Source organism: Mesobacillus jeotgali (assembly GCF_002874535.1).
Taxonomy (GTDB): domain Bacteria; phylum Bacillota; class Bacilli; order Bacillales; family Cytobacillaceae; genus Mesobacillus; species Mesobacillus jeotgali.
In genome coordinates this window covers 4,264,667-4,291,274 of sequence record NZ_CP025025.1, presented here as the reverse complement: position 1 = coordinate 4,291,274, position 26,608 = coordinate 4,264,667, and the positions used below count along the sequence as shown (strand labels likewise).

General features: G+C 45.2%; 25 protein-coding genes. 22 read left to right on the top strand and 3 right to left on the bottom strand.

What is annotated here, in order from left to right; all coding sequences use genetic code 11:
• Positions 1-55: 55 nt before the first annotated feature.
• The 7 genes from CD004_RS21405 to CD004_RS21380 all read left to right on the top strand — a co-directional run bounded on the left by CD004_RS21405 (position 56) and on the right by CD004_RS21380 (position 9,826).
• The gene (locus CD004_RS21405; protein WP_102264611.1) at positions 56-1,186 is read left to right on the top strand and encodes an acyl-CoA dehydrogenase; all 1,131 of its coding nucleotides are present in this window, start codon (positions 56-58) and stop codon (positions 1,184-1,186) included.
• A gap of 460 nt (positions 1,187-1,646) precedes the next feature.
• On the top strand, positions 1,647-2,786 hold the full coding sequence (locus CD004_RS21400; protein ID WP_102264610.1) for an acyl-CoA dehydrogenase: 1,140 nt from the start codon (positions 1,647-1,649) through the stop codon (positions 2,784-2,786).
• Positions 2,787-2,804: 18 nt separating this feature from the next.
• Complete coding sequence (locus tag CD004_RS21395; RefSeq protein ID WP_041964675.1) at positions 2,805-3,458, top strand: TetR/AcrR family transcriptional regulator; 654 nt, start codon at positions 2,805-2,807, stop codon at positions 3,456-3,458.
• Between the two features lie 2 nt (positions 3,459-3,460).
• Positions 3,461-6,721 carry a fused isobutyryl-CoA mutase/GTPase IcmF gene (gene icmF, locus CD004_RS21390; protein ID WP_102265199.1) on the top strand — a complete coding sequence of 1,087 codons (3,261 nt, stop codon included), beginning with the start codon at positions 3,461-3,463 and terminating at the stop codon, positions 6,719-6,721.
• 349 nt (positions 6,722-7,070) lie between these two features.
• Entirely contained in the window at positions 7,071-7,277 is a 207-nt protein-coding gene (locus tag CD004_RS23945) for a hypothetical protein (protein ID WP_158651619.1), read from the top strand.
• A 117-nt stretch (positions 7,278-7,394) separates the two neighbouring features.
• Complete coding sequence (rpoE, locus tag CD004_RS21385) at positions 7,395-7,961, top strand: DNA-directed RNA polymerase subunit delta (RefSeq protein WP_102264609.1); 567 nt, start codon at positions 7,395-7,397, stop codon at positions 7,959-7,961.
• A 263-nt stretch (positions 7,962-8,224) separates the two neighbouring features.
• Positions 8,225-9,826 (top strand): CTP synthase, encoded by a 1,602-nt coding sequence (locus tag CD004_RS21380; RefSeq protein ID WP_102264608.1) that lies wholly within the window; start codon positions 8,225-8,227, stop codon positions 9,824-9,826.
• Positions 9,827-10,018: 192 nt separating this feature from the next.
• Here CD004_RS21380 and CD004_RS21375 read toward each other — a convergent pair whose 3' ends face one another.
• Positions 10,019-10,540, bottom strand: a complete 522-nt coding sequence (locus CD004_RS21375) for a DUF2529 domain-containing protein (RefSeq protein ID WP_102264607.1) — start codon at positions 10,538-10,540, stop codon at positions 10,019-10,021.
• A 199-nt stretch (positions 10,541-10,739) separates the two neighbouring features.
• Here CD004_RS21375 and CD004_RS21370 point away from each other — a divergent pair, with 199 nt between their 5' ends.
• The 12 genes from CD004_RS21370 to spoIIR all read left to right on the top strand — a co-directional run bounded on the left by CD004_RS21370 (position 10,740) and on the right by spoIIR (position 22,913).
• The gene (locus CD004_RS21370; RefSeq protein ID WP_041964634.1) at positions 10,740-11,108 is read left to right on the top strand and encodes a response regulator; all 369 of its coding nucleotides are present in this window, start codon (positions 10,740-10,742) and stop codon (positions 11,106-11,108) included.
• Positions 11,109-11,425: 317 nt separating this feature from the next.
• Complete coding sequence (locus CD004_RS21365; RefSeq protein ID WP_102264606.1) at positions 11,426-12,283, top strand: class II fructose-bisphosphate aldolase; 858 nt, start codon at positions 11,426-11,428, stop codon at positions 12,281-12,283.
• A 99-nt stretch (positions 12,284-12,382) separates the two neighbouring features.
• Complete coding sequence (fsa, locus tag CD004_RS21360; protein ID WP_102264605.1) at positions 12,383-13,030, top strand: fructose-6-phosphate aldolase; 648 nt, start codon at positions 12,383-12,385, stop codon at positions 13,028-13,030.
• A gap of 534 nt (positions 13,031-13,564) precedes the next feature.
• Positions 13,565-14,851: a UDP-N-acetylglucosamine 1-carboxyvinyltransferase gene (locus CD004_RS21355; protein WP_041964631.1), complete on the top strand. Its 1,287-nt coding sequence runs from the start codon at positions 13,565-13,567 to the stop codon at positions 14,849-14,851.
• Between the two features lie 244 nt (positions 14,852-15,095).
• Positions 15,096-16,058 (top strand): class II fructose-bisphosphatase, encoded by a 963-nt coding sequence (gene glpX / locus CD004_RS21350; RefSeq protein WP_041964630.1) that lies wholly within the window; start codon positions 15,096-15,098, stop codon positions 16,056-16,058.
• A 298-nt stretch (positions 16,059-16,356) separates the two neighbouring features.
• Complete coding sequence (rho, locus tag CD004_RS21345) at positions 16,357-17,628, top strand: transcription termination factor Rho (protein WP_102264604.1); 1,272 nt, start codon at positions 16,357-16,359, stop codon at positions 17,626-17,628.
• 143 nt (positions 17,629-17,771) lie between these two features.
• Positions 17,772-17,981: a 50S ribosomal protein L31 gene (gene rpmE / locus CD004_RS21340; protein WP_041964628.1), complete on the top strand. Its 210-nt coding sequence runs from the start codon at positions 17,772-17,774 to the stop codon at positions 17,979-17,981.
• A 344-nt stretch (positions 17,982-18,325) separates the two neighbouring features.
• Complete coding sequence (locus CD004_RS21335; RefSeq protein WP_102264603.1) at positions 18,326-18,946, top strand: thymidine kinase; 621 nt, start codon at positions 18,326-18,328, stop codon at positions 18,944-18,946.
• Between the two features lie 279 nt (positions 18,947-19,225).
• Entirely contained in the window at positions 19,226-19,675 is a 450-nt protein-coding gene (locus CD004_RS21330) for a hypothetical protein (RefSeq protein ID WP_102264602.1), read from the top strand.
• Between the two features lie 517 nt (positions 19,676-20,192).
• Entirely contained in the window at positions 20,193-21,266 is a 1,074-nt protein-coding gene (prfA, locus tag CD004_RS21325) for a peptide chain release factor 1 (protein ID WP_102264601.1), read from the top strand.
• Complete coding sequence (prmC, locus tag CD004_RS21320) at positions 21,259-22,125, top strand: peptide chain release factor N(5)-glutamine methyltransferase (RefSeq protein WP_324782289.1); 867 nt, start codon at positions 21,259-21,261, stop codon at positions 22,123-22,125. The genes prfA and prmC overlap by 8 nt, the downstream gene beginning before the upstream one ends.
• A gap of 89 nt (positions 22,126-22,214) precedes the next feature.
• Complete coding sequence (gene spoIIR / locus CD004_RS21315) at positions 22,215-22,913, top strand: stage II sporulation protein R (RefSeq protein WP_180321314.1); 699 nt, start codon at positions 22,215-22,217, stop codon at positions 22,911-22,913.
• Between the two features lie 226 nt (positions 22,914-23,139).
• On the opposite strand, the gene CD004_RS21310 is transcribed toward spoIIR, so the two are convergent.
• A complete protein-coding gene (locus CD004_RS21310; RefSeq protein WP_324782287.1) occupies positions 23,140-23,484 on the bottom strand; it encodes a cupin domain-containing protein in 345 nt (114 codons plus the stop codon).
• A 10-nt stretch (positions 23,485-23,494) separates the two neighbouring features.
• A complete protein-coding gene (locus CD004_RS21305) occupies positions 23,495-23,872 on the bottom strand; it encodes a globin domain-containing protein (protein WP_102264599.1) in 378 nt (125 codons plus the stop codon).
• Positions 23,873-24,178: 306 nt separating this feature from the next.
• Here CD004_RS21305 and CD004_RS21300 point away from each other — a divergent pair, with 306 nt between their 5' ends.
• From CD004_RS21300 to CD004_RS21290, 3 genes are all read left to right on the top strand, one after another.
• Entirely contained in the window at positions 24,179-24,565 is a 387-nt protein-coding gene (locus tag CD004_RS21300) for a KGG domain-containing protein (protein WP_102264598.1), read from the top strand.
• A 139-nt stretch (positions 24,566-24,704) separates the two neighbouring features.
• Complete coding sequence (locus tag CD004_RS21295; protein WP_102264597.1) at positions 24,705-25,148, top strand: GNAT family N-acetyltransferase; 444 nt, start codon at positions 24,705-24,707, stop codon at positions 25,146-25,148.
• 142 nt (positions 25,149-25,290) lie between these two features.
• A complete protein-coding gene (locus CD004_RS21290) occupies positions 25,291-26,334 on the top strand; it encodes an L-threonylcarbamoyladenylate synthase (protein WP_102264596.1) in 1,044 nt (347 codons plus the stop codon).
• Positions 26,335-26,608: the final 274 nt, after the last annotated feature.

Genomic DNA, 26,608 nt, shown 5'->3' with positions numbered 1-26,608 from the left:
TTTTCGTGAATCCGTCCGTACATAAATATTTGTCTGGACGTGGGGAGGGCTATAAATGAATCTGAGATTTACAGAAGAGCAGGAAATGATGCGTAAAATGGTGCGAGATTTCGCGCAAACTGAAATCGCTCCATTTGTTGAAAAAATGGAAGAGGGCGAGTTCCCGAGGGAGATTTTAAGGAAGATGGGCGAGCTAGGCCTGATGGGAATCCCGGTTCCCGAAGAATATGGCGGGTCGGAGATGGATTTCATCTCTTACATCATCGCGATCCATGAAATCTCAAAGGTCAGCGCAACAGTTGGTGTTATCCTTTCTGTCCATACTTCAGTCGGTACGAACCCGATATTGTATTTTGGTACGGAAGAGCAAAAGAAAAAATATGTACCTAAGCTTGCTGCAGGCGAATATCTTGGTGCATTCTGTCTGACGGAACCAAGTGCCGGCTCTGATGCTGCCAGTCTGAAAACAAGGGCGGTCAAGAAAGATGACCACTATGTGTTGAACGGCTCGAAGGTGTTCATCACGAATGGCGGCGAAGCAGATGTGTATATCGTTTTCGCTTCTACTAATCCGGAAGCTGGCACGAAAGGCGTTTCCGCTTTTATCGTCGAGAAAGACACACCGGGCTTCATCGTTGGCAAAGATGAGCACAAAATGGGACTTTACGGCTCACGCACGGTCCAGCTGACATTTGAAGACATGAAGGTGCCAGAAGAAAACCTGCTCGGCCAGGAAGGTGAAGGGTTCAAAATCGCGATGAGCAACCTTGACTCTGGACGCATCGGCATTGCCGCTCAGGCTCTTGGTATTGCAGAAGCAGCCTTGGAAGCGGCGACTGATTACGCAAAAGAAAGAGTCCAGTTCGGCAAACCAATTGCTGCCCAGCAAGGCGTCGGATTCAAGCTGGCAGACATGGCAACATCCGTCGAAGCTGCGAAGCTATTAATCTATCGTGCTGCTCAGTTACGCTCAGAGGGCCAAAAATGCGGAATCGAAGCCTCCATGGCAAAGCTTTTCACATCACGAACAGCAGTAGAAGTCACCACAGAAGCAATCCAGGTATTCGGCGGCTACGGCTATACAAAAGAATATCCAGTCGAACGCTACTTCCGCGATGCTAAAGTAACCGAGATTTACGAAGGCACGAGTGAGATACAGAAGATTGTTATTAGCAAGCAACTGTAAGCCCTTTATTATGACCGGTAGAGGTGTGGAAGCTGGAAAGCTGTCAAGAAAAGTTGGGAATCGTGACAGGTTAGGCAGTGGAAGGCGGAAAGCTGTCAAGAAAAGCTGGGAATCGTGACAGGTTTGGCAGTGGAAGGCGGAAAGCTGACAAGAAAAGCCCGGAATCGTGACAGGTTTGGCTGTGGAAGTAGAAAAGCTGTCAAGAAAAGCGCGAAATCGTGACAGGTTAGGCAGTGGAAGCTGGAAAGCTGTCAAGAAAAGCCTGGAATCATGACAGGTTAGGCAGTGGAAGGCTGAAAGCTGTCAAGAAAAGCCGGGAATCGTGACAGGGTAGGCAGTGGAAGCAGAAAAGCTGTCAGTAAACAAGATATGTGACCAGTTGAACCATGAGATGGGGATCAATTGGTGCCTGCAAATGCAGATAACTCAATTCAAATAAACAGTAACGGAGGAAACAAAAATGAATTTCCGATTATCCGAAGAACATGAAATGATCCGAAAAATGGTCCGCGACTTTGCCAGGAATGAAGTGGCTCCGACAGCTGCTGAGCGTGACGAAGAGGAGCGTTTTGACCGCGAGATTTTTGACAAAATGGCTGAGCTTGGCCTGACTGGTATTCCATGGCCTGAAGAGTACGGCGGAATTGGCTCTGACTATCTTGCATACTGCATCGCGGTGGAGGAGCTGTCCCGCGTTTGTGCTTCCACAGGCGTAATGCTGTCAGCACATACATCACTTGCTGGCTGGCCGATCTACAAGTTCGGAAACGAGGAGCAGAAGCAAAAGTACTTACGCCCAATGGCTGAAGGAAAAAGCATCGGTGCATACGGCCTGACTGAGCCAGGAAGCGGTTCAGATGCTGGCGCGATGAGAACGACGGCAAAAGAAGATGGCGACCACTATGTATTGAACGGTTCGAAAATTTTCATCACAAATGGCGGTGTAGCGGATATTTATGTTGTATTCGCATTGACTGATCCATCTAGCAAGCATAAAGGAACAACTGCGTTCATCGTCGAAAGCGACTTCCCTGGATTCTCTGTCGGCAAGAAGGAGAAAAAACTCGGCATCCGTTCATCTCCTACTACAGAAATCATCTTTGAAGATTGCCGCGTGCCAAAGGAAAACATCCTTGGTGAAGTTGGCGAAGGCTTCAAAATTGCAATGATGACGCTTGATGGCGGCCGTAATGGAATCGCGGCACAGGCTGTCGGAATCGCACAGGGTGCACTTGATGCTGCAGTAGATTATGCAAAAGAGCGCCAGCAATTCGGCAAGCCAATCGCTGCAAACCAGGGTATCGGCTTCAAGCTTGCTGATATGGCTACATCTGTTGAAGCTTCAAGACTATTAACCTACCAGGCGGCATGGCTTGAGTCTGAAGGTCTTCCATACGGCAAGGAGTCTGCGATGTCCAAATTGTTTGCCGGCGACACAGCGATGAAGGTAACGACTGAAGCGGTACAGGTATTCGGCGGCTACGGATACACGAAGGATTATCCCGTTGAACGCTTCATGCGCGACGCGAAAATCACGCAAATCTATGAAGGTACACAGGAAATCCAGCGCCTTGTAATCTCCAGGATGCTGACGAAATAACAAGGCGGGTAGAAGTTGATGAAAAAGCGAGAAGTGCAGGCGTCGGTAAAAGATGAGCGACTTGTGAAAAAAAGGCGCGACCAGATGATCAAAGGGGCCGTTACCCTTTTCAAGCAGAAGGGCTTCCACCGCACGACGACCAGAGAGATTGCCCGGGCTTCAGGCTTTAGCATCGGCACCCTTTATGAATATATCCGCACGAAGGAAGACGTGCTATATCTTGTCTGTGATAGCATCTATGACGAGGTTCGCGACCGCCTTCAAGAAAATCTCGACACCAATCAGGGGACGCTCGAGAGCCTGAAGGTAGGGATCGCGAATTACTTCAAGGTCATGGACGACCTGCAGGACGAAGTGCTCGTCATGTATCAGGAGGTAAAGTCGCTGACAAAGGATGCGCTTCCTTACGTGCTGAAAAAAGAGATTGAAATGGTCGGGATGTTTGAGGATGTCATCCAGCGCTGCGTCGAAAATGGCGAGCTTGATCTGGATGAAAAACATGTCAAAATCATTGCCCATGATATTTTCGTCCAGGGGCAGATGTGGGGATTCCGCCGCTGGGCGCTGCAAAAGCTGTACACTCTAGAAGAGTATACAGAGCTTCAGACAGAACTGCTTTTCAAGGGGATCAAGGGGTCGGAAATGAAATTAGGAACAGGGGGAACAAAATGAGTATGCAGGAAACGTATAAGCCAAAAAACCATATTCGCTTTGTGACAGCTTCAAGCTTATTTGACGGCCACGATGCCTCAATTAACATCATGCGAAGGATCATCCAGTCAATGGGTGGCGAGGTCATCCATCTTGGCCATAACCGTTCCGTTGAGGAGGTCGTCAATGCCGCGATCCAGGAGGATGCACAGGGAATAGCGATTTCATCCTATCAGGGCGGGCACGTTGAATATTTTAAGTATATGTATGATCTTTTAAAGGAAAAAGGCGCTTCCCATATCCGCATTTACGGCGGTGGCGGCGGTGTTATCATTCCTCGGGAAATAAAAGAACTTCATGAATACGGAATTGCGAGGATTTTTTCTCCGGAAGACGGCCGTAAATATGGTCTTAACGGCATGATCGAACAGATGATCAAAGAATGTGATTTCCCGACGGTAACTCCAGAAGGTGTTGAGGAGATCGAAAAGCTTGAGGCTGGAGACCCGAATGCGGTTGCCAAGCTGATTACGCTTGCCGAGCAGCATGTCGGTTCGGAAAAAGAAACAGCAGCTGCTGTTGAAACACTGATGGAAAAAGTAAAGACGATGTCTAAATCCGTTCCGGTTGTCGGTATCACTGGTACAGGCGGAGCTGGGAAAAGCTCATTGACAGATGAATTGATCAGAAGATTTATCAATGAGATACCTGAAAAGAAGGTAGCGATTTTATCAGTCGACCCTACTAAACAGAAAACTGGCGGTGCACTCCTGGGCGACCGTATCCGGATGAACGCGATCTTCTCTCCACGGGTTTACATGCGAAGCCTTGCGACAAGACAATCCAGGTCAGAATTATCGCTGGCAATTAAGGATGCGATCGATGTTGTAAAAGCTGCAGGCTTTGATCTGGTCATCGTCGAAACAAGCGGGATCGGACAGGGCAATGCAGGAATCACCGATGTGTGCGATGTTTCAATGTACGTGATGACAAGCGAATTCGGAGCACCATCACAGCTTGAAAAAATCGACATGATTGATTATGCAGATTTGATCGTCATCAATAAGTTTGAGCGCAAAGGATCTGAGGACGCTAAGCGCCAGGTGCAGAAGCAGTATCAGCGCAGCCACCTGTTCTGGGACAAAGAACTGGACGAAATGCCTGTCTACGGCACGATCGCCAGCCAGTTCAATGACCCGGGCACGAACGCCCTTTTTGCAGCCCTGGTCAATAAAATCAATGAAAAAGCAGGGACAGATTGGACGACATCTTTCTCTACAAACGCAGTAGTTGAGAAACAGAATGTCATCATTCCAAACGACCGCCGCTATTACCTTCGTGAGATTTCCGAAACGGTCCGCGGCTATCATAAACTTGCTGCAGAGCAGTCGGACCTCGCCCGCAGATTGTTCCAGTTGGCAGGAACGATCGAGGCCGTAAAAGAAAGCGGGAGTTACAGTGAAGTGCTATCCTCTCTACAGGTGCTGAAGGAAGAAGTAGAGAAGAAGCTGACGCCAGAATCGAAACATATTATTGAAAACTGGGAAGCGTTGAAGGAAAAGTACAGTGCTGACCAGTTCGTGACGAAGATCCGCGATAAGGAAATTGTCACTGAGCTAAGGACGAAAAGTCTTTCAGGCTTGAGTATTCCTAAAGTGGCGCTTCCAAAGTACAAGGATTACGGCGAGATTTTACGCTGGGTATATCTTGAGAATGTACCAGGAAGCTTCCCGTATACAGCGGGCGTATTCCCGTTCAAGCGCGAAGGGGAGGATCCAAAGCGCCAGTTTGCTGGTGAAGGTACACCTGAACGGACGAACCGCCGCTTCCATTACCTGTCCAAAGACGACAATGCGAAGCGTTTGAGCACCGCTTTTGACTCTGTTACTTTATACGGTGAAGATCCTGATTACCGTCCGGATATTTACGGTAAGGTCGGCGAGAGTGGTGTCAGCGTTTGTTCACTTGATGACATGAAAAAGCTTTATGCAGGATTTGACCTTTGCCATCCATCAACATCCGTGTCGATGACAATAAACGGACCGGCACCGATCATCCTGGCAATGTTCATGAACACAGCGATTGAACAGCAGGTGGAAAAGAAGGAACAAGAGCTTGACCGCAAGCTGAATGATGAAGAGTTTGCCCAAGTGAAGGAAATGACACTTCAGACCGTCCGCGGTACGGTTCAGGCAGATATTTTAAAAGAAGACCAGGGGCAGAATACTTGCATCTTCTCTACTGAATTCGCACTAAGAATGATGGGCGACATCCAGCAATATTTTATCGATGAGAAGGTCAGGAACTACTATTCTGTTTCGATTTCCGGCTATCATATTGCCGAAGCAGGCGCGAATCCGATTTCCCAGCTGGCGTTCACGCTTTCAAATGGCTTCACCTATGTAGAATACTATTTGAGCAGAGGAATGAAGATCGATGATTTTGCACCAAACCTGAGTTTCTTCTTCTCGAACGGCCTTGATCCTGAGTATTCCGTAATTGGCCGAGTTGCCCGCCGCATCTGGGCGACAGTCATGAAGAACAAATACGGAGCAAATGAACGAAGCCAGAAGCTGAAGTATCATATCCAGACATCTGGACGTTCACTTCACGCACAGGAAATCGACTTCAACGATATCCGTACGACGCTTCAGGCTTTGATGGCATTGCATGATAACTGCAACTCGCTTCATACAAATGCCTATGATGAAGCAATCACAACGCCGACGGAAGAATCTGTTCGCCGCGCGATGGCCATCCAGATGATCATCACGAAGGAGCACGGATTGACGAAGAACGAGAACCCGCTTCAGGGCGCGTTCATCATCGAAGAGCTGACTGATTTAGTAGAAGAAGCAGTCCTTCAGGAATTTGAACGGATCAATGATCGCGGCGGCGTGCTTGGCGCAATGGAAACACAGTACCAGCGCGGAAAAATCCAGGATGAGTCAATGTACTACGAGATGAAGAAGCATTCAGGAGAGCTGCCGATCATCGGTGTGAACACATACCTGAATCCAAATCCTCCATCCGAGGAAGAAATCGACAAGATGGAGCTTGCACGTGCGACTAAAGAAGAAAAAGAAACCCAGATCCAAAACCTTGAAGCCTTCAAAGGTAAAAACAAGGATCAATCCGAAGAAGCACTCAACCGTCTGAAAGAGGCAGCAGTCAGCGGCGGCAACATCTTCGCTGAATTGATGGAGACGGTTAAATACGCAAGCCTTGGACAAATCACAAGGGCACTATATGAAGTAGGCGGCCAGTTCCGCAGGAATATGTAGGATATTGACTTTTTAAAAATGAAGTAAGCAGAGTTTAAAAACAAAAGCGATGGTGTATAAAGGTAGGACGTGGCATTAGAGCTTTTTGCAATGGATCTGGATTGGGCAAGGTGGCTTGTAGGAAAACTATAAGCCATCTTGCATTTTGTTATGCACTTTTCGTAAACTAGCATTAACCTATTAATAATCATTAATAGCCATGTTCCAGCTTCTATGAAGAGAGCATGAATATGAGATGGGATTTGGTTCAAAAACAACTTTTATAGAATTTTTCATATCTTTTACCAAATAATCTTATATAATCTAGATATCAGCTAATACATACGACCTACTTCAGGATGTGAAATTTGTGAGATCGGTGTTATTAACGGCAGGGGCTGTTATGGCAGCTGCAGTCATGTATTATCTATACCAGCGACAGCTCGGGGCGATATCTTTTTTCATTCTTTCGATTGTCTTCTTTTTCCTGGCTTATGCCCAGCTTAAAAAGAGAAAAAGGGCTGGCAGCAGGAAAGCGGATAACGAAAGCGAAAAAAGGCGAGAAAAGGACAGATAAAACTGGCATAAAGGTTTAGAATTTGTTTATAATGTAGAATATGCATTCTGGGATATTTTCCTTGTTTTCGGACGCAAGGCCGGGTAAGGCCTGGAATAGAGAAAGGAAGTGCGAAAATTGAGTTTAAATCAATACTCAAAAGAAGAGCTTCAAGAAATGTCACTGATTGAAGTTGCCTATGAAATTTTAAAAGAGAAAAAGCAGGCTATTACATTCCAAGAACTTATGGCAGAGATCAAGAAGGTCATGAAATTGGACGAGGCCGAAGTAACTGAAAAAATGGTTCAGTTCTATACAGATATAAACATAGATGGACGTTTCATGTCCCAGGGTGAAGGCCGCTGGGGACTGCGCGTTTGGTATCCAGTTGACCAAATCGAAGAGGATAATGTCACGACAGTCAAGCCGAAGAAGAAGAAAGCTAAGAAAGCTGTCGATGAAGATGACCTTGATCTTGACGAATTCGATGAAATCGATGAGGAGGATCTGGACTTCGATGATGACATCGAGGAGTTTGATGAAGATGACGATGATGATCTCGATGATGACGACGATGATGAAGACTTCGATGAGGATCTTGAAGACACTGATGACTTCGACGACGATGATGAGTTGTTAGAAGACGAAGAAGAGGATCTTCCACTGGAAGAAGAAGACATGGAAGACGAGGACGAAGAACTGTAATTAACAGCTTGACTTTTACCAGGACCGGCTGTAGAATACTTTTTGGGCTCCTTAAAAAAGGACGATTATGTAAAACAGCTACAAAACGCTCCCCATACTATGTATGCGGGGCGTTTTTTTTATTTTGTCCAGAAAGCTGAAAACCCCCGGTGAAATAGGTTTGCATGATGTAATGCAAACTGATGAATTAGTTAAAAATTTTATTTATAAATCAATTAAACAGGTACATATTGTACAAACTGTTTGATGAGGGGGATTACACAATGGCAAAGTATATTTTTGTAACAGGCGGCGTAGTTTCGTCATTAGGTAAGGGGATTACGGCAGCATCTCTTGGAAGATTGCTGAAAAACAGGGGCATGAATGTTACAATCCAGAAATTCGATCCATACATCAACGTGGACCCTGGGACAATGAGTCCTTACCAGCATGGTGAAGTTTTCGTTACAGACGATGGTGCTGAAACGGATTTGGACCTTGGCCACTACGAGCGCTTCATCGATATTAACCTGAACAAATACTCAAACGTGACAACAGGGAAAATCTATTCGACTGTCTTGAAAAAAGAACGTCGCGGTGACTACCTGGGCGGAACAGTACAGGTTATCCCGCATATCACGAATGAAATCAAAGACCGCGTTTTCCGTGCTGGAAAAGAAACAGGCGCAGACGTGGTCATCACAGAAATCGGCGGTACAGTAGGAGACATTGAATCCCTGCCGTTCCTTGAAGCTATCCGCCAGATCAAGAATGATGTTGGCCGCGATAATGTGATGTACGTCCACTGTACGTTAGTTCCTTATATCAAGGCAGCTGGTGAAATGAAGACAAAACCAACACAGCATAGCGTAAAAGAACTTCGCAGTCTTGGTATCCAGCCAAACATCATCGTTCTTCGTACAGAAATGCCGATTTCACAGGACATGAAGGACAAGATTGCCCTTTTCTGTGATATCGATAAGGAAGCGGTAATCGAAGCTGCAGATGCGGATACTTTATATTCAATCCCTCTTGCCTTGCAGGACCAGAAGATGGATCAGCTTGTATGCGACCACTTCAAGCTAGATTGCGGCGAAGCGGATATGACAGAATGGAATGCGCTAGTTGAAAAAGTTACGCATCTTTCAGGTAAAACAAGAATTGCTCTTGTTGGTAAATATGTTGAGCTCCAAGACGCTTACATTTCAGTCGTTGAATCATTGAAGCATGCTGGATACGCATTTGACAGTGATATCGAAATCAAATGGGTCAACTCTGAGGAAGTTACAGAAGAAAATGTCGTTGAATTGCTGAATGACGTAGACGGAATCCTGGTTCCAGGTGGATTCGGCGATCGCGGAATCGAAGGGAAAATCCTTGCGACAAAATACGCACGTGAGAACAAAGTGCCGTTCTTCGGTATTTGCCTGGGCATGCAGCTTGCATCTGTTGAATTTGCCCGCCACGTACTTGGTTTGAAAGACGCTCACTCTGCGGAAATCATGCCAAGCACGCCTTACCCGATCATCGACCTTCTTCCAGAACAGAAGGATATCGAAGATCTAGGCGGAACTCTGCGTCTTGGACTATATCCTTGTAAGCTTGGTGAAGATACAAAAGCCTTCGCTGCTTACAACGACGATTTGATCTATGAACGTCACCGCCACCGCTACGAGTTCAACAATGAATATCGCCAGGCAATGGAAAAAGAAGGATTCATCTTCTCAGGGACAAGCCCTGATGGCCGCTTGGTTGAAATCATCGAGCTTAAAGACCACCCATGGTTCCTTGCATCCCAGTTCCACCCGGAATTTACATCAAGACCTACACGACCGCAGCCATTATTCAGGGACTTTATTGAAGCATCAATCAAGTCAAGTAAGTAATAGGCGGGAAAATAGCAAAAAGCCGGTGAATTCACCGGCTTTTTGCTATTTATATGGATATTTTACAAAGAGCTATACAGTTTTGGCTGTTTATTCTGGTTTTAATCCCCGTTCCGATGGATTTAATACCAGTTAGCTCCAATATAATACCAGTTGCCAGCGATATATTACCAGTTGGGTCCAAACCCTGAGTTAGTACTCCTCTAAAATTTCCTCAATCGTGAACTTCAAGCCGAAGTAAATGTATAATGCGACGATGGAAGCAGGATAGCCGATTCTGTTGCCCATTTCATCAGGCATGAGTCCTTTTGTCAATCTTAAATCGATGTGCACGTCAGCCATAGTTTCCAGGCTTACGGCTTCATTTTCAGCGCGGACCGTGGAGATGGCCACGAATGGAATCCCTTTTTCGTGCAATTCGCGCGCTACTCCGACAGCCTCTTCATCGTCAGCATATCGGCTTATAACCAGAACGCGGTCAGCAGCCTCCAGCTCGACGTCATCAGTGAAAATCGCAGCAGATTGCAAAGGTTCCTCGCCATAGACCGCTTCAAGGGCTACTGCCTGCATCTCCTTCGTACCGAAAATATAAACAGTTCCCTCACCAGCAGCTGCCTGTGCAAGCAGGCGAGCTCCGTCCTCAATCGAAAATTCTTCTTTTTCCTGAAGCCTGTTGAACAAACCTGTCAGCTGTGTCGAAAACATTTTTAACATAAGAGCACCTCCGTTTTTGCCAATACTGATTATAAAGTACTACAATAGAGATGAAAAAGCATCTGTCGAAAAATAAGTTTGAAAATATGGGAGGAATTTCAAGCTTTTTAACGAATTGTGTAAATGGGGATAAGACGAAACCATTTCCTGGATAAACACATTATAAAATATACTACATTTATTAGGGGGAAGAGGCGGCATGAAAGAAAAAATACTAATTGTAGACGACCAGTTTGGCATCAGAATTCTACTTAATGAAGTGCTGCAAAAAGAAGGTTATCAAACGTATCAAGCTGCAAATGGCGTCCAGGCCCTGGATATCGTTAAGAAGCATCCACCAGATCTAGTTCTTTTGGACATGAAGATCCCTGGTATGGATGGAATTGAAATTTTAAAAAGAATGAAAGTTATCGATCCTGATATCCGCGTCATCATCATGACCGCTTACGGCGAGCTTGATATGATCCAGGAGGCAATGGACTTGGGCGCGCTGACACACTTCGCAAAACCATTCGATATCGACGACATCCGCGCAGCAGTGAAGAAATATTCGCAAACCGTTTCTTAATTAATTTCCGATACATAGAAATGCCCTCTTGAATTTTCGGAGGGCATTTCCTTTTAAAAAGCAGGTAAAAAACCGAGTTTACAGACTAGTGAAATTATTGGTAACGCTTGCTTTATAGCATTTTTATGACACTTGCAAAAACAAGGCTTGAACGATGGTAATTCTGATTTTCTTTTGGTATGATACTTATGAATTCCACAGGATCATTCGTTTTGATGAATGCCTTCTCGGGTACATAATCAAAAGCAGAGAAGGAAAACCTTTAAAATGGTAGCATTGTCAAAATGAAAACTGATCATAACGAAGGAGGAAAAAATATGCCTTTAGTTTCAATGACTGAAATGCTGAAAAAAGCGAATGCGGAAGGCTACGCTGTTGGGCAATTTAACTTAAATAACCTTGAATTTACTCAAGCGATCCTTCAGGCTGCAGAAGCTGAAAAATCGCCAGTTATCCTAGGTGTTTCCGAGGGCGCAGCACGTTACATGGGCGGCTTCAAAACAGTAGTGAAAATGGTAGAAGGATTGATGGAGGACTACAAAACAACTGTTCCTGTCGCAATCCACTTAGACCATGGTTCAAGCTTCGATAAGTGTAAAGAAGCAATCGACGCAGGTTTCACATCTGTCATGATCGATGCTTCACACGGTCCTTTCGAAGAGAACGTTGAAATCACTTCAAAAGTGGTAGAATACGCTCATTCAAAAGGTGTTTCTGTTGAAGCTGAATTAGGAGTAGTTGGCGGACAGGAAGATGATGTCGTTGCTGATGGCGTTATCTATGCTGACCCTAAAGAGTGTGAAGAACTTGTTCAGCGCACTGGAATCGACTGCCTTGCTCCAGCTCTTGGATCTGTTCACGGCCCTTACAAAGGCGAACCGAACCTTGGCTTCAAGGAAATGGAAGAAATCAACAAAACTGCAGGCGTACCATTAGTATTGCACGGCGGAACTGGAATCCCTACAAAAGATATCCAGAAAGCTATTTCTTTCGGTACAGCTAAAGTAAACGTAAATACTGAAAACCAGATTGCTTCAGCAAAAGTTGTTCGCCAGGTATTGGCTGAAAAGCCTAATGAGTATGATCCACGTAAATACCTTGGACCAGCTCGCGACGCGATCAAGGAAACTGTAATCGGCAAAATGCGCGAATTCGGTTCTTCCAACAAAGCGTAATAGCAATAAAATTCTGTTATAATAAAACCGCCTTACATCAAGGCGGTTTTTATCCATTTATATAAGATTGAAAATTATGTCGACTGGAGGCGTTTACAAATGAAGTTTTTTATCGATACTGCAAATATGGAAGAAATTCGCGAGGCATACACTCTAGGGATTTTATCCGGTGTCACCACAAACCCATCGCTCGTAGCAAAAGAGAAGAATGTGAAATTTGAAGACCGCTTGAAGGAAATCACTGAACTAGTTCCTGGTTCCGTCAGCGCAGAAGTCATCGCACTAGATGCAGAAGGCATGATCAAAGAGGGAAAAGAGCTAGCAGCAATCGCTCCAAACATCACGATCAAAGTGCCAATGACCCCAGAAGGGTTGAAGGCCGTTTCTGTTTTCTCAAAAGAGGGAATCAAGACGAACGTAACACTTGTTTTCAGCGCAAATCAAGCATTGCTGGCAGCAAGAGCGGGCGCTACATATGTATCTCCATTCCTTGGCCGCCTGGATGACATCGGCCATAACGGACTCGACCTGATTTCAACGATTGCCGAAATCTTCACCATCCATGGAATCGACACAGAAATCATCGCCGCGTCCATCCGCCATCCACAGCACGTAACAGACGCAGCACTAAGAGGAGCACACATCGCAACCGTACCATACAAAGTAATCCAGCAAATGTTCAACCACCCACTGACTGATAAAGGGATAGAAGCATTTTTGAAAGACTGGGAGTCTAGGGAGAAGTAATTTTATCTTTAAAAAATAGAAAAGCAATCAGGGTATCACGCCCTGTTGATTGAAGTGGAAGGCGCGAGACTCCAGCGGGATCAGCGTGACTGGTGAGACCCCGCAAGCGCTTTAGCGCTGAGGAGGCTCACCGCACGCCCCGCGGAAAGCGAAGCGCCTGGAACGGAAATCAACAGCCTAGTTTAAGAGTCATTTTTTAAGGCTTGTTGGAATGTAGCCACCCTGCGGAATTCGATTGCCCAGAGCGGAATTCAACAACTGATTAGCATAGAGATGGTCTTAACATACTGAGACCATCTCTCATTAGGAACTTTTACCCAATTTAAACTTTTTTGCATTTTATTACATGAAATTGGGAATATCGTGTAAACTAAAGGAATAGAAAACTCCCGGAATCTGAATATTTTTAATGGAAAAATATACCTTGTCGATTTCGGTAATTTAAATCTAAGTAGAGCCTATATCGGTCTTAGCTGTAATTGTTTTCATCTCCAGCTTGACCTTAATACATCACGGCTTAGAAGGGAGTCAAAAATGGAAAAGCTTAAGATTGCAGGCGGCTATCCTTTAAAAGGGACTGTTCGGGTAAGCGGCGCTAAAAATAGTGCAGTAGCCTTGATCCCAGCAACGATTTTAGCTGAATCGCCTGTGACCATTGAAGGTTTGCCGGATATTTCCGATGTTCATATGCTCAAGGACTTGATGGAGGAGATCGGCGGTTCTGTTGAATTCTCGAACAATGAAATGACGGTAGATCCGTCTTCCATGATTTCCATGCCTTTGCCGAATGGAAAAGTGAAAAAGCTGAGAGCTTCATACTATTTAATGGGAGCGATGCTGGGCCGTTTCAAAAAGGCTGTCATCGGACTGCCGGGCGGCTGCCATTTGGGCCCAAGGCCGATTGACCAGCATATAAAAGGATTTGAAGCGCTTGGTGCTAGCGTGACAAACGAACAAGGTGCAATCTATCTGCGTGCCGACGAGCTTCGCGGTGCGAGAATCTATCTTGACGTCGTAAGTGTTGGTGCAACAATCAACATCATGCTTGCCGCTGTCCGGGCAAAAGGGCGCACAATCATTGAAAATGCGGCAAAAGAGCCGGAAATCATTGATGTAGCGACCTTGCTCACAAATATGGGAGCGAAAATCAAAGGCGCAGGTACGGATGTCATCCGGATCGATGGCGTCGACGAGCTTCACGGCTGCCGCCACACCATCATTCCTGACCGCATCGAAGCAGGGACGTACCTGATTCTTGGTGCTGCCATTGGTGAAGGGGTAACAATAGATAATGTCATTCCTCAGCATATTGAGTCACTTGTGGCCAAGCTGAAGGAAATGGGTGCTCATATTGAGGCAAGTGACGAGCAAATTTATGTCGCGCCAACTGAGCGATATAAAGCAATCGATATTAAGACGCTTGTTTATCCTGGTTTCCCAACTGATCTGCAGCAGCCATTCACAGCGCTGTTGACAAGGGCAGAGGGCTCGAGTGTCGTGACAGATACGATTTACGGTGCCCGCTTCAAGCATATTGACGAGCTTAGAAGAATGAATGCCAATATTAAAGTCGAAGGCAGATCGGCAATCATCAGCGGTCCTGTCAAGCTGCAGGGAGCTAAGGTTAAGGCCAGTGACCTCCGAGCAGGAGCTGCGCTTGTCATTGCCGGACTGATGGCGGAAGGCGTCACTGAAATCACTGGTGTCGACCATATCGACCGCGGCTACAGCCATATTGTTGAAAAGCTAAATGGGCTAGGTGCCACAATTTGGCGTGAAGATATGACATCTGAAGAGCAAGAAGAAGTGAAAAAATCATAAAAAGTATAGTACAATAGAGCTGTACAATACAAATAGTGGTGCTAATGCTTATCGTGAACGCGAAATAGTATAACTTATTTAACTATCGAGCAGCCAACTATGGAAGCTTGAAAGATTCGCTTCTTAAATAGTTCCGGAGATATAATCGACTAACGAGGAGAAAGTTGATTTATGGAAACGGATTGGTTGAGAGGAATACCTTTTCGGTAGGCATTAGCATCTTTCATGATTAGGGGATGATCATATGGAACGTAGCTTAACGATGGAGCTTGTCCGCGTGACAGAAGCGGCTGCGCTTGCTTCAGCCCGCTGGATGGGACGCGGTAAAAAAGACGAAGCTGACGATGCTGCAACGTCGGCAATGAGAGATGTGTTTGACACCATCCCGATGAAAGGCACAGTCGTAATCGGCGAAGGGGAAATGGACGAAGCACCGATGCTGTATATTGGTGAAAAGCTTGGGACAGGCTATGGTCCGCGTTTGGATGTCGCTGTCGATCCTCTGGAAGGAACGAATATTGTAGCGTCTGGCGGGTGGAATGCCCTTGCAGTCCTCGCGGTGGCAGATAACGGTAACCTGCTTCACGCACCGGACATGTATATGGATAAACTTGCGGTAGGTCCTGAAGCGGTAGGCATGGTCGATATCAATGCATCCGTTCTTGATAATCTGAAGGCCGTGGCAAAAGCGAAGAATAAGGATATTGAAGATGTAGTGGCAACGGTATTGAACCGTCCTCGCCATGAACATATCATTGCCCAGCTTCGTGAAGCAGGTGCAAGAATCAAATTGATCAATGACGGTGATGTAGCTGGCGCAATCAACACGGCGTTTGATACTACCGGCGTGGATATCCTGTTCGGTTCAGGCGGAGCACCTGAGGGTGTAATCGCTGCGGTAGCGCTGAAAAGTCTCGGTGGCGAAATCCAGGGCAGATTGCTTCCGCAAAATGATGCAGAACTAGAGCGTTGCAAAAAAATGGGCATCGATGTCAACAAGGTCCTTCTTATGGAAGATTTCGTCCGCGGTGACGATGCAATTTTCGCTGCAACAGGCGTAACTGATGGCGAGTTGCTAAAAGGAGTCCAGTTCAAAGGCTCTTACGGCTCAACTCATTCAGTCGTCATGCGTGCAAAATCAGGCACAGTCCGCTTCATTGAAGGACAGCACAGCCTGAAGAAAAAGCCGCATCTGGTTATGAAATAATACTTTTTTATAAAAATTGGCTGCAAACCCTTACAAACAAGCTCCCTTTACCGCATTCTGTAGGTAAAGGGAGCTAATAAATAAAAAGATTGATTATTTTTCCTGTTTAAGGGTAAAATGAAAATTGTTTTAATAAACTTGTTGATTTTGATTAGACCCAAACCAGTTGTATACCTTCATTAATTCCTTCTTACAACCTTCAAAGGAAACTCATTTCTTCTTTTTCCATCCATACGCTGATATTCTTTATACATTTTTTTATGGGGGAAATCGAAATATTTTAAGGCGTGGTGACATTATGGAAGTAAATATTTCAAGCTTAGAAAATATGAAATTGAAAGAGCTTTATGAACTTGCAAAAGAGTATAAAGTCTCTTACTACAGCAAATTATCGAAAAAAGAACTTATATTTGCTATTTTAAAAGCACGTGCGGAACAGCAGGGCTATTTTTTCATGGAAGGTGTCCTGGAAATCATCCAGTCTGAAGGCTTTGGATTCCTCCGCCCGATTAACTACTCGCCAAGCTCTGAGGACATCTATATCTCGGCTTCACAGATCCGTCGTTTTGATTTAAGGAACGGGGATAAAGTATCGGGTAAAGTCCGCCCACCGAAAGAAAACGAGCGTTATTTCGGATTGCTTCAGGTAGAGGCAGTCAATGGTGATGACCCGGAATCGGCTAAGGAAAGGGTTCACTTCCCGGGTTTGACGCCGCTGTATCCTGATCGTCAGATGAAACTGGAGACAACTCATAACAAAGTGTCGACAAGAATCATGGATGTCATCGCACCTGTCGGATTTGGCCAGCGCGGCCTGATCGTCGCACCGCCAAAGGCTGGTAAGACCATGCTTTTAAAAGAGATCGCCAACAGCATTACGACGAATCATCCTGAAGCAGAACTGATTGTGCTGCTGATCGATGAGCGTCCTGAAGAGGTAACAGATATCGAACGTTCCGTTGCCGGCGATGTAGTCAGCTCAACTTTTGATGAAGTGCCTGAAAACCACATCAAGGTTGCCGAGCTTGTTCTTGAGCGTGCGATGCGCCTTGTTGAACATAAACGTGACGTCATCATCCTGATGGACAGCATCACTCGTCTGGCTCGTGCGTACAACCTTGTCATCCCGCCAAGCGGACGTACATTATCAGGTGGTATTGATCCTGCGGCGTTCCACCGTCCGAAGCGCTTTTTCGGTGCTGCCCGTAATATCGAGGAAGGCGGCAGTTTGACGATTCTTGCGACTGCGCTTGTTGATACAGGGTCACGTATGGATGATGTCATCTATGAAGAGTTCAAGGGAACTGGAAACATGGAACTTCACCTTGACCGTTCACTTGCCGAAAGAAGGATCTTCCCTGCGATCGATATTCGTAGATCCGGAACTCGTAAAGAAGAACTTCTTATTCCGAAAGACCATCTGGACAAGCTGTGGGCCATCCGCAAATCGATGTCGGATTCACCTGACTTCGCGGAAAAATTCCTGCGCAAGCTAAGGCTGTCCAAGTCTAATGAAGACTTCTTCGCTGTTCTTGGCGAGGAAATGAAGAGCAATAACAAGCGTTCTTAATTCCAAATTATGGTCGTAAAAACTAACTTGAAATATATAGATGGACTTGTTATAATGAGTGCAGTGTGTTTTTCCAATAACGGTATAACCGTTGATTATAACTCTGTTTCGGATATGATTCAGGGCGGAAGGAGATGAAAAGAATGAAATCAGGAATTCATCCAAACTACAAAACAGTTAAGGTGACTTGCGCTTGCGGAAACGAATTCGAAACTGGTTCTGTTAAGAACGAGATTCGCGTTGAAACTTGCTCTGAATGCCACCCATTCTATACTGGACGTCAGAAGTTTGCTGAAGCTGGCGGACGTGTTGACCGCTTCAACAAGAAATACGGTCTTAAAAACAACCAGTAATATAAGAAACGAACAAACAGGCAAGAAGCTTTGCGACTTGCCTGTTTTTTATTTTGCTTTTTTAGGATCATTAGCCCGAAATAAATACATGAATTTTCGGGTACATATATATAAAATTTAATTTTATGAACTTTAATTTTGTGTCTGGATTCAGCGCCTTTTTTTGTTATAATGGAAAAAGCTGAAAAAAGTGTCGAACTTTTAACCAGGCTTTTTTCGTACCTTTATGGCATGAAGAAGCCGTAAAAATACGAAAACAGCTTATTGTAGAGAAGCGCTTTTTGGATTTGACCAAGGCGCTTGCGCTATTTAATTTTTGCCCAGCGAGGAAGGAGAGGCCGACCATGTACGTTATGAAACAAAGCGGTTGGATTGAATTGATCTGCGGCAGCATGTTTTCCGGTAAATCCGAAGAACTGATCCGCCGCGTGCGCAGAACGCAATTTGCCAAGCAAAAAATTGCTGTATTCAAGCCTGCGATTGATAACCGCTACAGCGAAGAATCGGTTGTATCACACAACGGAACTGCAGTTACTGCAAAGCCTATTGCCAACTCTATTGATATTTTCAAGCATATCAACCCTGAAATCGATGTCATTGCCATTGATGAAGTGCAATTTTTTGACAATGAAATCCTGCAGGTGATCCAGCATCTTGCAGACAGCGGCTACCGCGTCATCGTTGCCGGACTTGACCAGGATTTCCGCGGAGAACCATTCGGCCAGATGCCTGCGTTGATGGCCGTTGCAGAAAATGTGACCAAGCTTCAGGCTGTTTGTGCGGTATGTGGATCGCCATCCAGCCGTACACAGCGTTTGATTAACGGCAAGCCAGCCTCATATGATGATCCAATCATTCTCGTTGGCGCATCCGAATCATACGAACCACGATGCAGACACCATCATGAAGTTCCAAAATCACCAAACGAGCTTAAAATCGAGAAAACGACTGAAAGCTTAACATAATGATGAATCCTCCCGGGTGCGGGGGGATTTTTTTAATTCTGCAGGGTGGAATTTCCCTGATATTGGATGAACGTGCAATTACGTAACTTATCGGTGCAATTATAACAATTGAGCGTGCAATTAATGGCTTTGAACGTGCAATTTTCGCTATGTACCGTGCAATTAAAGCTGATGAGTAAGAGAAAAATTTTTCCAGCAGCTGATTTCGCTAAAAAAGAGACTATTTAGAGCATGGTTGATACCTCCATAGGGCAAGATAACCACGGGAGGTGCCATAATTTGAAAAAATTACTCATGTTGCTTATGTTTGCGGTGGTTATGGTTGCAGGATGTGGCCAGGACAATACCGAATCAGTTTATGACAAAGACCAAGACCAGGCTGGCATGGACCTGAACAGGGATGATGACGGTGTCCGCGAAGGAGATGGACCTAATTTCACGAGGGACCAGGATGACGGCATGACAATGACCGATCAAAACCCGAATTTGCTGAATACCGATAACGAGAACCACCATAGTTTTTCCCAGGATGTCCAAAAAGCGAAGGACGTCATTTCGGATGCTGGCTATGAACCGGGTTCCATCTGGATTAACGGCGGTGAAATGAACGTAACCGCACAACTTCAAGGGCGCGTAACCAGAAAAGATCGTAACAATGCGCAAAAGACCTTGCAGGAGAAGCTGACAAGAGCATTGCCGCGTTACGACATTAACGTTGATATTGAATAAAACACTGGAGAACACCAGCATGCTCGTAAATAGGGCATGCTTTTTCTGATGCCCGTACAAGACGTTCAAGTTTTTCCGTTATACATAAAATAAATATACAAGGCGCACTTGCGCTTTTCCATTAGTGTCTAGCTCCAGCGCCAAGCCCCTCGAGTCGCTTGTCTAGCTGCGGCTCCTAACTCCTCGAGTCGCTTCGGTCCTGCCAATGAAGTCAAAGAACGACTTCACTGTCAGGCCCTCCAGCGCTTGTCGGAGTTGGGCAGTCGCCTCCGCTTTTCGTTTTCGGTCCGCCCAATGAAGTCAAAGAGCGACTTCACTGGTCGGCCCTCCAGCGCTTGTCGGGGCTGACCGAGGCGCTTCCGCTTTTCTAGTCACAATGGCTTTGACTGAGTGTGCCACCTATACTATAATTAGAATGTTATGCTATGTTGAACTATCAGACCTGTTGCGGAAATACACAGGCAAGAATAAATTTATAATCCAATTTTCAAGGCTATAAAAATAGAGGTGAGTGTCCGTGTTTGATCGTCTTCAAGCAGTTGAGGATCGTTATGAAAGATTGAATGAGCTATTGAGTGACCCGGAAGTTGTCAATGACTCGAAAAAGCTCCGTGAGTATTCAAAGGAGCAGTCTGATATCCAGGAAACAGTCATGGCTTATCGTGAGTATAAAGAAGTTAAAGAGCAGTTGACAGATGCGAAAGCGATGCTCGAGGATAAGCTTGATGCAGAGATGCGTGAGATGGTAAAGGAAGAAATCTCTGAGCTTGAACCTCAAATTGAGGAACTTGAAGCTCGTATCAAGATTCTTCTTATCCCTAAAGACCCTAATGATGACAAGAACGTTATCATGGAAATCCGCGGCGCTGCAGGCGGCGATGAAGCTGCCCTGTTTGCGGGTGACCTTTACAGGATGTACAGCCGTTATGCCGAATCACAAGGCTGGAAAACGGAAGTCATCGATGCCAGCACGACTGGTGTGGGCGGTTTCAAGGAAATCATCTTTATGATCAATGGTAATGGCGCTTATTCTAAAATGAAATTCGAAAACGGTGCGCACCGCGTACAGCGTGTGCCAGAAACGGAATCAGGCGGCCGTATCCATACTTCTACAGCGACCGTTGCATGTCTTCCTGAAGCGGAAGAAGTGGAAATCGAGCTTCATGATAAAGACATTCGTTTTGATGCTTTTGCATCGAGCGGTGCCGGTGGACAGTCTGTTAACACGACAATGTCAGCTGTACGTCTGACGCATATTCCAACAGGAATTGTTGTATCATGTCAGGATGAAAAATCACAGCATAAGAACAAAGACAAGGCGATGAAGGTACTTCGTGCCCGTGTTTATGACAAGTTCCAGCAGGAAGCGCAGGCGGAGTATGACCAGGTCCGTAAGTCAGCTGTAGGTACAGGAGACCGCTCAGAGCGTATCCGTACGTATAACTTCCCGCAAAATCGCGTGACCGACCACCGTATCGGCCTGACAATCCAGAAGCTTGACCAGATCCTTCAGGGCAAGATGGATGAGATCATCGAAGCGCTAATTATGGAAGACCAATCTCAAAGACTTGAGAGTGCCAACAATGACTAATGTGAAAATATTTGAAGCCCTCAATTGGGCTTCTTCTTTTTTAAAAGAACATAATCGTGAGGAGTTCGCTGGTGAACTATTGCTGCGGCACTATTCCGGCCTATCCCGAACGTCAATGCTCGCGATGATGCGTGACGAACTTGATGGGGAAGTGTGGACTAGGTTCCAGACTGTTGTAAAAAGGCATGCAGCTGGCGAGCCGATTCAATATATCATTGGCAGCGAGGAGTTTTACGGCCGCCGCTTCAACGTGAATGAGCATGTGCTGATTCCAAGGCCGGAGACGGAGGAGCTTGTATATGGAACGCTTCAGCGTCTGAACAGACTTTTTCCGGAGAATGATCAAATTGACCTTATCGATGTCGGTACCGGGAGCGGAGCTATATCGGTTACCTTGAAGTTGGAAAAACCAGAAATGAAGGTAACTGCGGTTGACCTCTCAAAAGAAGCCCTCGAGGTGGCGCGGAAAAATGCCAGCGAACTTGATGGGGAAATTGAATTTTTACATGGAGATCTCTTGCAGCCGCTGATTTTACAGGGAAAAAAAGTCGATGCTGTCATCTCCAACCCGCCATATATCCCGGTTGCTGACCAGGAATGGATGTCAGACATTGTGACGGAACACGAGCCGCATATGGCGCTTTTTGCAGGCGAAGATGGGCTGGACCTGTATCGCCGGTTCATGGACGAACTCCCGCTAGTATTGAAGGCAAAAGCATTAGTAGGCTTTGAAATCGGTGCTGGCCAGGGTGAAGCAGTACGTGCGCTTCTGGAAAAAACCTTCCCGCATGCCAAGGTAGAGGTTGTCTTTGATATTAATGGCAAGGACCGGATGGTGTTTGCGGAAATGGACTCCTAAAAAAGGGGTCCAATTTTTTCGAAATTACTAGTTTAAGAATCTATCAATCTGTCCACACTGTGACTAGTGAAGGGACGGTGCGAAAGATGATGATGAAAAAATCAGCAGCTATTTTATACATATTCTTATTATGTGCAGGTACTATTTTAAGTTTATATACACCAAAAAATGAAGTGACAGCGAAGGAAGCAATGGTCATCCCAAACGAGGCGATTCGCCTGAGGATCCTAGCTGACAGCGATCTGGAAAAGGATCAGAATATCAAACGTCTGATCCGCGACGAAGTGAACAAAGAAATCACGAAATGGGTTCAGGAGCTGACTTCGATTGAAGCAGCGAGGAACGTTATCAAATCCAAGCTTCCAGAAATTCAGGCAATCGCTGAAAGAGTTGTCGCAACTGAAGGCTCAAATCATTCTGTAAAAACTGAGTTTGATAAAGTCCAGTTTCCTACTAAGTTATATGGTCAATTACTATATCCGGCAGGCGAGTACGAAGCAATCCTCATCACGATTGGTGAAGGCAAAGGCGCAAACTGGTGGTGCGTCCTGTATCCGCCACTATGCTTCCTTGACTTCTCAAATGGAGAAGCAACAAGCGAAGGCTTCGATGAAAACGACGACAAAGGCGATGTAAAAGCTGACGTTGAAGACGAGGCAGAAGAAGCTAAGCAGGATGATGAAAATAAAAGCAAAAAAGGCGAAAAAACAGTGTATGAAGGCGGCGAAGAAGAAGAAGTTGAGGTAACCTTCTTCCTCGTTGAGATTTGGAATAGAATATTTGGCTAAAATAAGCCCCTGCGCAGATTGCAGGGGCTATTTTTACGTGTAACTTGAGTTTTGTTGGTGAATTTAAAAATAATTCGACCACATTTTGAATTATTCTGGCGGATATCTAAATAATTCGACCACATTTTGAATTAATTCGACCACATTTATGAATTATTCGACCAACAGAGGATGTCCCGCTCATGATTGAGCTTCTATCGTGATGTTTGTGATTAATCCACAGCAATTAAATATTCTGTGCAAATCTCTCATCTGGAATTTTGTTAAGCATAACATAAAGTGTGACTGGCTCTGAACCAGTGTTTTTATAGGCAAGCTCTTCCGTTCCGCTCACATGTACTGTTTCATTCGCAGCCGCCACTACGTCTTCACCGTCAATGGTGAAAGTGCCTTCGCCCTGCATGGTTAAAATAAACACTTCTGTACCTGGATGTGTGTGCTTCGGCAATTCTTGGCCCGGCATGAAATTCAAAAGGAACACTGTGCTCTCGCCTTTCTTGAAGACAATCCTCTTAGTAAAACGTTCCTCGCTAAATTCCTGATATTGTGTTAATGACTGTTTTTCCATCATAGATTCCTCCTTATTGTCTGTTGATCATAATGGGTGCAATCTGGCTCAAACGCTCGAACAGCGCCTTTCCACCCTCAGTTTCGATCAAACCCGTTTCCGTAAGTGTTTCATGCATCAGCTTCAGCCATGCCTGGGCTCGCACCGGCGTGATTTCGAATGGTATATGTCTCACTCTCATATTAGGTGGTCCGAATTCCTCGCTGTAAAGAGCACCTCCGCCGGTCAGCTGCGTGAGGAACATCCACTGCTTCCGCTTGATTTCATCAATATCGCCCTCGAACAAAGGGCTGAGTTCCTCATTTTCATACACCTTTGGATAAAAAGTGTCTACAATCTTGCGGATTGATTCGTCGCCGCCAATCCGATCATATATTGTTTTTATTTCCATGCCGTTCCTCCTTTTTGAGAAAGGTTTTCAATTGGATTTATTTTATTATAACTACATAAAACAGGCAGGATAGTGACTTATATCACTCACTAATGAATTTTTCACTATGAGAAGCTAGAAAAAAATTAGCTAGCTTTTCGTAAGAAATACTTGGCAGCAGAGGAAAGATGATCGTCAGGATTTCCAGAAATATTACATTTTTCAAACAAGGATATTACATTCCCCTGATACTAGTTTTGGGTTAGGAGATTCCGGATATTCAAAGTAGTGTAACATCAAAACTAGATTTCAAGGAGGATGAGTAAAATGGCTAGAAACAATAACAATGATAAGATGTCACGTGAAGAACGAGGACGCATGGGCGGCGAAGCAACAAGCAAAAACCATGGCAGCGATTTCTATCAGGAAATCGGCCGTAAAGGCGGCGAAGCAACTTCCAACAATCACGATCAAGATTTCTATCAGGAAATTGGCCGCAAAGGCGGAGAGGCTACTGCTGAGAGCCATAACAGCGAATTCTACCAGGAAATCGGGAAAAAAGGTGGCAAAGCTACATCAGAAAGCCACGACCAGAACTTCTATCAGGAAATCGGCCGCAAAGGCGGCGAAGCGACTTCCAACAATCATGACCGAAGCTTCTATGAAGAAATCGGTGAAAAAGGCGGCAATGCCCGCAACAACAATGACAAGTAATATGGCGTAAAAAGCCAGAATTCAAAGGTGCACGGTAGCTTTCACTTTAAATGAGGGCTGCCGTGTTTTCTATTTATGGTTCTACTTTTTCATGTCTCTCATATCTATTTACTAGAATCTTATTTTTGAGGTGATAGATATGACATGGAAAATCAGAAGTGCGAATCAAGAGGATCTGCCAAAATTGGAGGCTTTTTTAACACAGGCAGGAGTAAGCCCGGAAGGCTTGAATGACTCGATCGAAAACTTTTCCCTCATGGAAAACCAGGAAGGTGAGCTTAAGGCATGCCTAGGAGTAGAGCCGGTGGATAAAGCGGGCTTGCTTCGATCATTTGTCGTTTCTCCGCAGATTGGCCAGCCTGACTTGCTGCTTCTTTTTAAACGGGCATTCCTGACAGCGAAAAATCAGGAGCTTGATGAACTATATCTTGTTACCAACAAGATGAGTGCGGTGTCTTTTTTCTCTGGGCTAGGGTTTGAAATGGTTAACCAGTCAGAGCTTCCGGATTCTCTTTTGGAAAAAAGTCATCTAAAACAAGTTCTAACTGTGGATAACTCCGCAATTATGAAAATAATTCTGTGAATTGTGGATTAATCCACAAAGTTATCCACGTTTTCAGTAAAGATATACACAATTTGTGGATAAAAACTTGAGTTCTTCTTATTCTTCTTTTATACTTTCATAGAAATAGACTAGTATAGCGAGAAGTAAAAGGTGGATGTACATGCAAACTCAAATGTGGACAGTGGATAAGACTGTGGATAATTTAAAAACATATCCACAAATCATCGAAGCTGCACAAAAACTGAAGCAAAATCAAGTAGTCGCTTTTCCGACAGAAACGGTTTATGGCCTCGGTGGCAACGCAGAAAGCGATGAAGCCGTCTTGAAAATATTCGAAGCAAAAGGAAGACCTGGGGATAACCCATTGATCATTCATATTGCAAATCGTGAACAGATTAACTCTTTTGTAAAAGAAATCCCTAATCAGGCAGCGGTTTTAATGGATGCCTTTTGGCCGGGACCGTTGACGATTATCCTGGAAAAAAAAGAGGGTGCACTTTCTGAAAAAGCAACTGCTGGTTTGTCCACAGTTGCAGTCAGGATGCCTGACCACCCGATAGCACTGGCGATTATCGAAGCATCTGGTTTGCCGCTCGCAGCCCCGAGCGCAAACCTGTCAGGCAAGCCCAGCCCGACGACTGCGAATCACGTTGCCGATGATTTGACCGGCAGGATTGCCGGGATTGTCGATGGGGGAGCGACCGGAGTAGGCCTTGAATCAACAGTTGTAGATTGCACCGGTGACATTCCTGCGATCTTAAGACCGGGCGGCGTAACAAAGGAACAACTGGAAGAAGTAGTCGGTGAAGTTGCCGTCGATCCAGCCTTGAAAGATTCAAACCAGGCGCCAAAATCACCGGGAATGAAATATCGTCACTATGCACCGAATGCACCTTTTTACCTTGTTGATGGATCAAGAGAACAAATCCAGCAGCTGGTAAATGAAAAGCGGGTGGAAGGCCAGAAAGTCGGCGTGATGACAACGAAGGAAAACCTTGAGTTTTATGACGCCGATATTGTGATACCCTGTGGCGAAAGAGCAAGACTGGAAACAGTCGCGGAAGCACTCTATGATACGCTTCGGGCCTTCAATCAGGAAGAACTCGATATCATTTACGGCGAAATCTTTCCCGAAACAGGCGTAGGCCAGGCAATCATGAACAGATTGTCAAAGGCCTCAGGACTGCCAATCATTGAAAAATAATATTTTACAGAGAAGCGCTTCAGTTGGAGCGCTTTTTATATTGGAGAATATTCTTAGATTGCGAAACCAGTTGAGAACGAAATAATACCAGTTGGTCATGATTTTATACCGGTTGACACCACCTTAATACCTTTTGGTCATAATTTAATAACAGTTAAACTGTAATGAATTCTTGTTGAAGCAAATAACACTCCCGGAAAATATCCATGTGGAGAAAACTCCTAATCATTTCGAAACCTGAAAATTCCATGCTTCTAAATCCTTTTGGACGTGC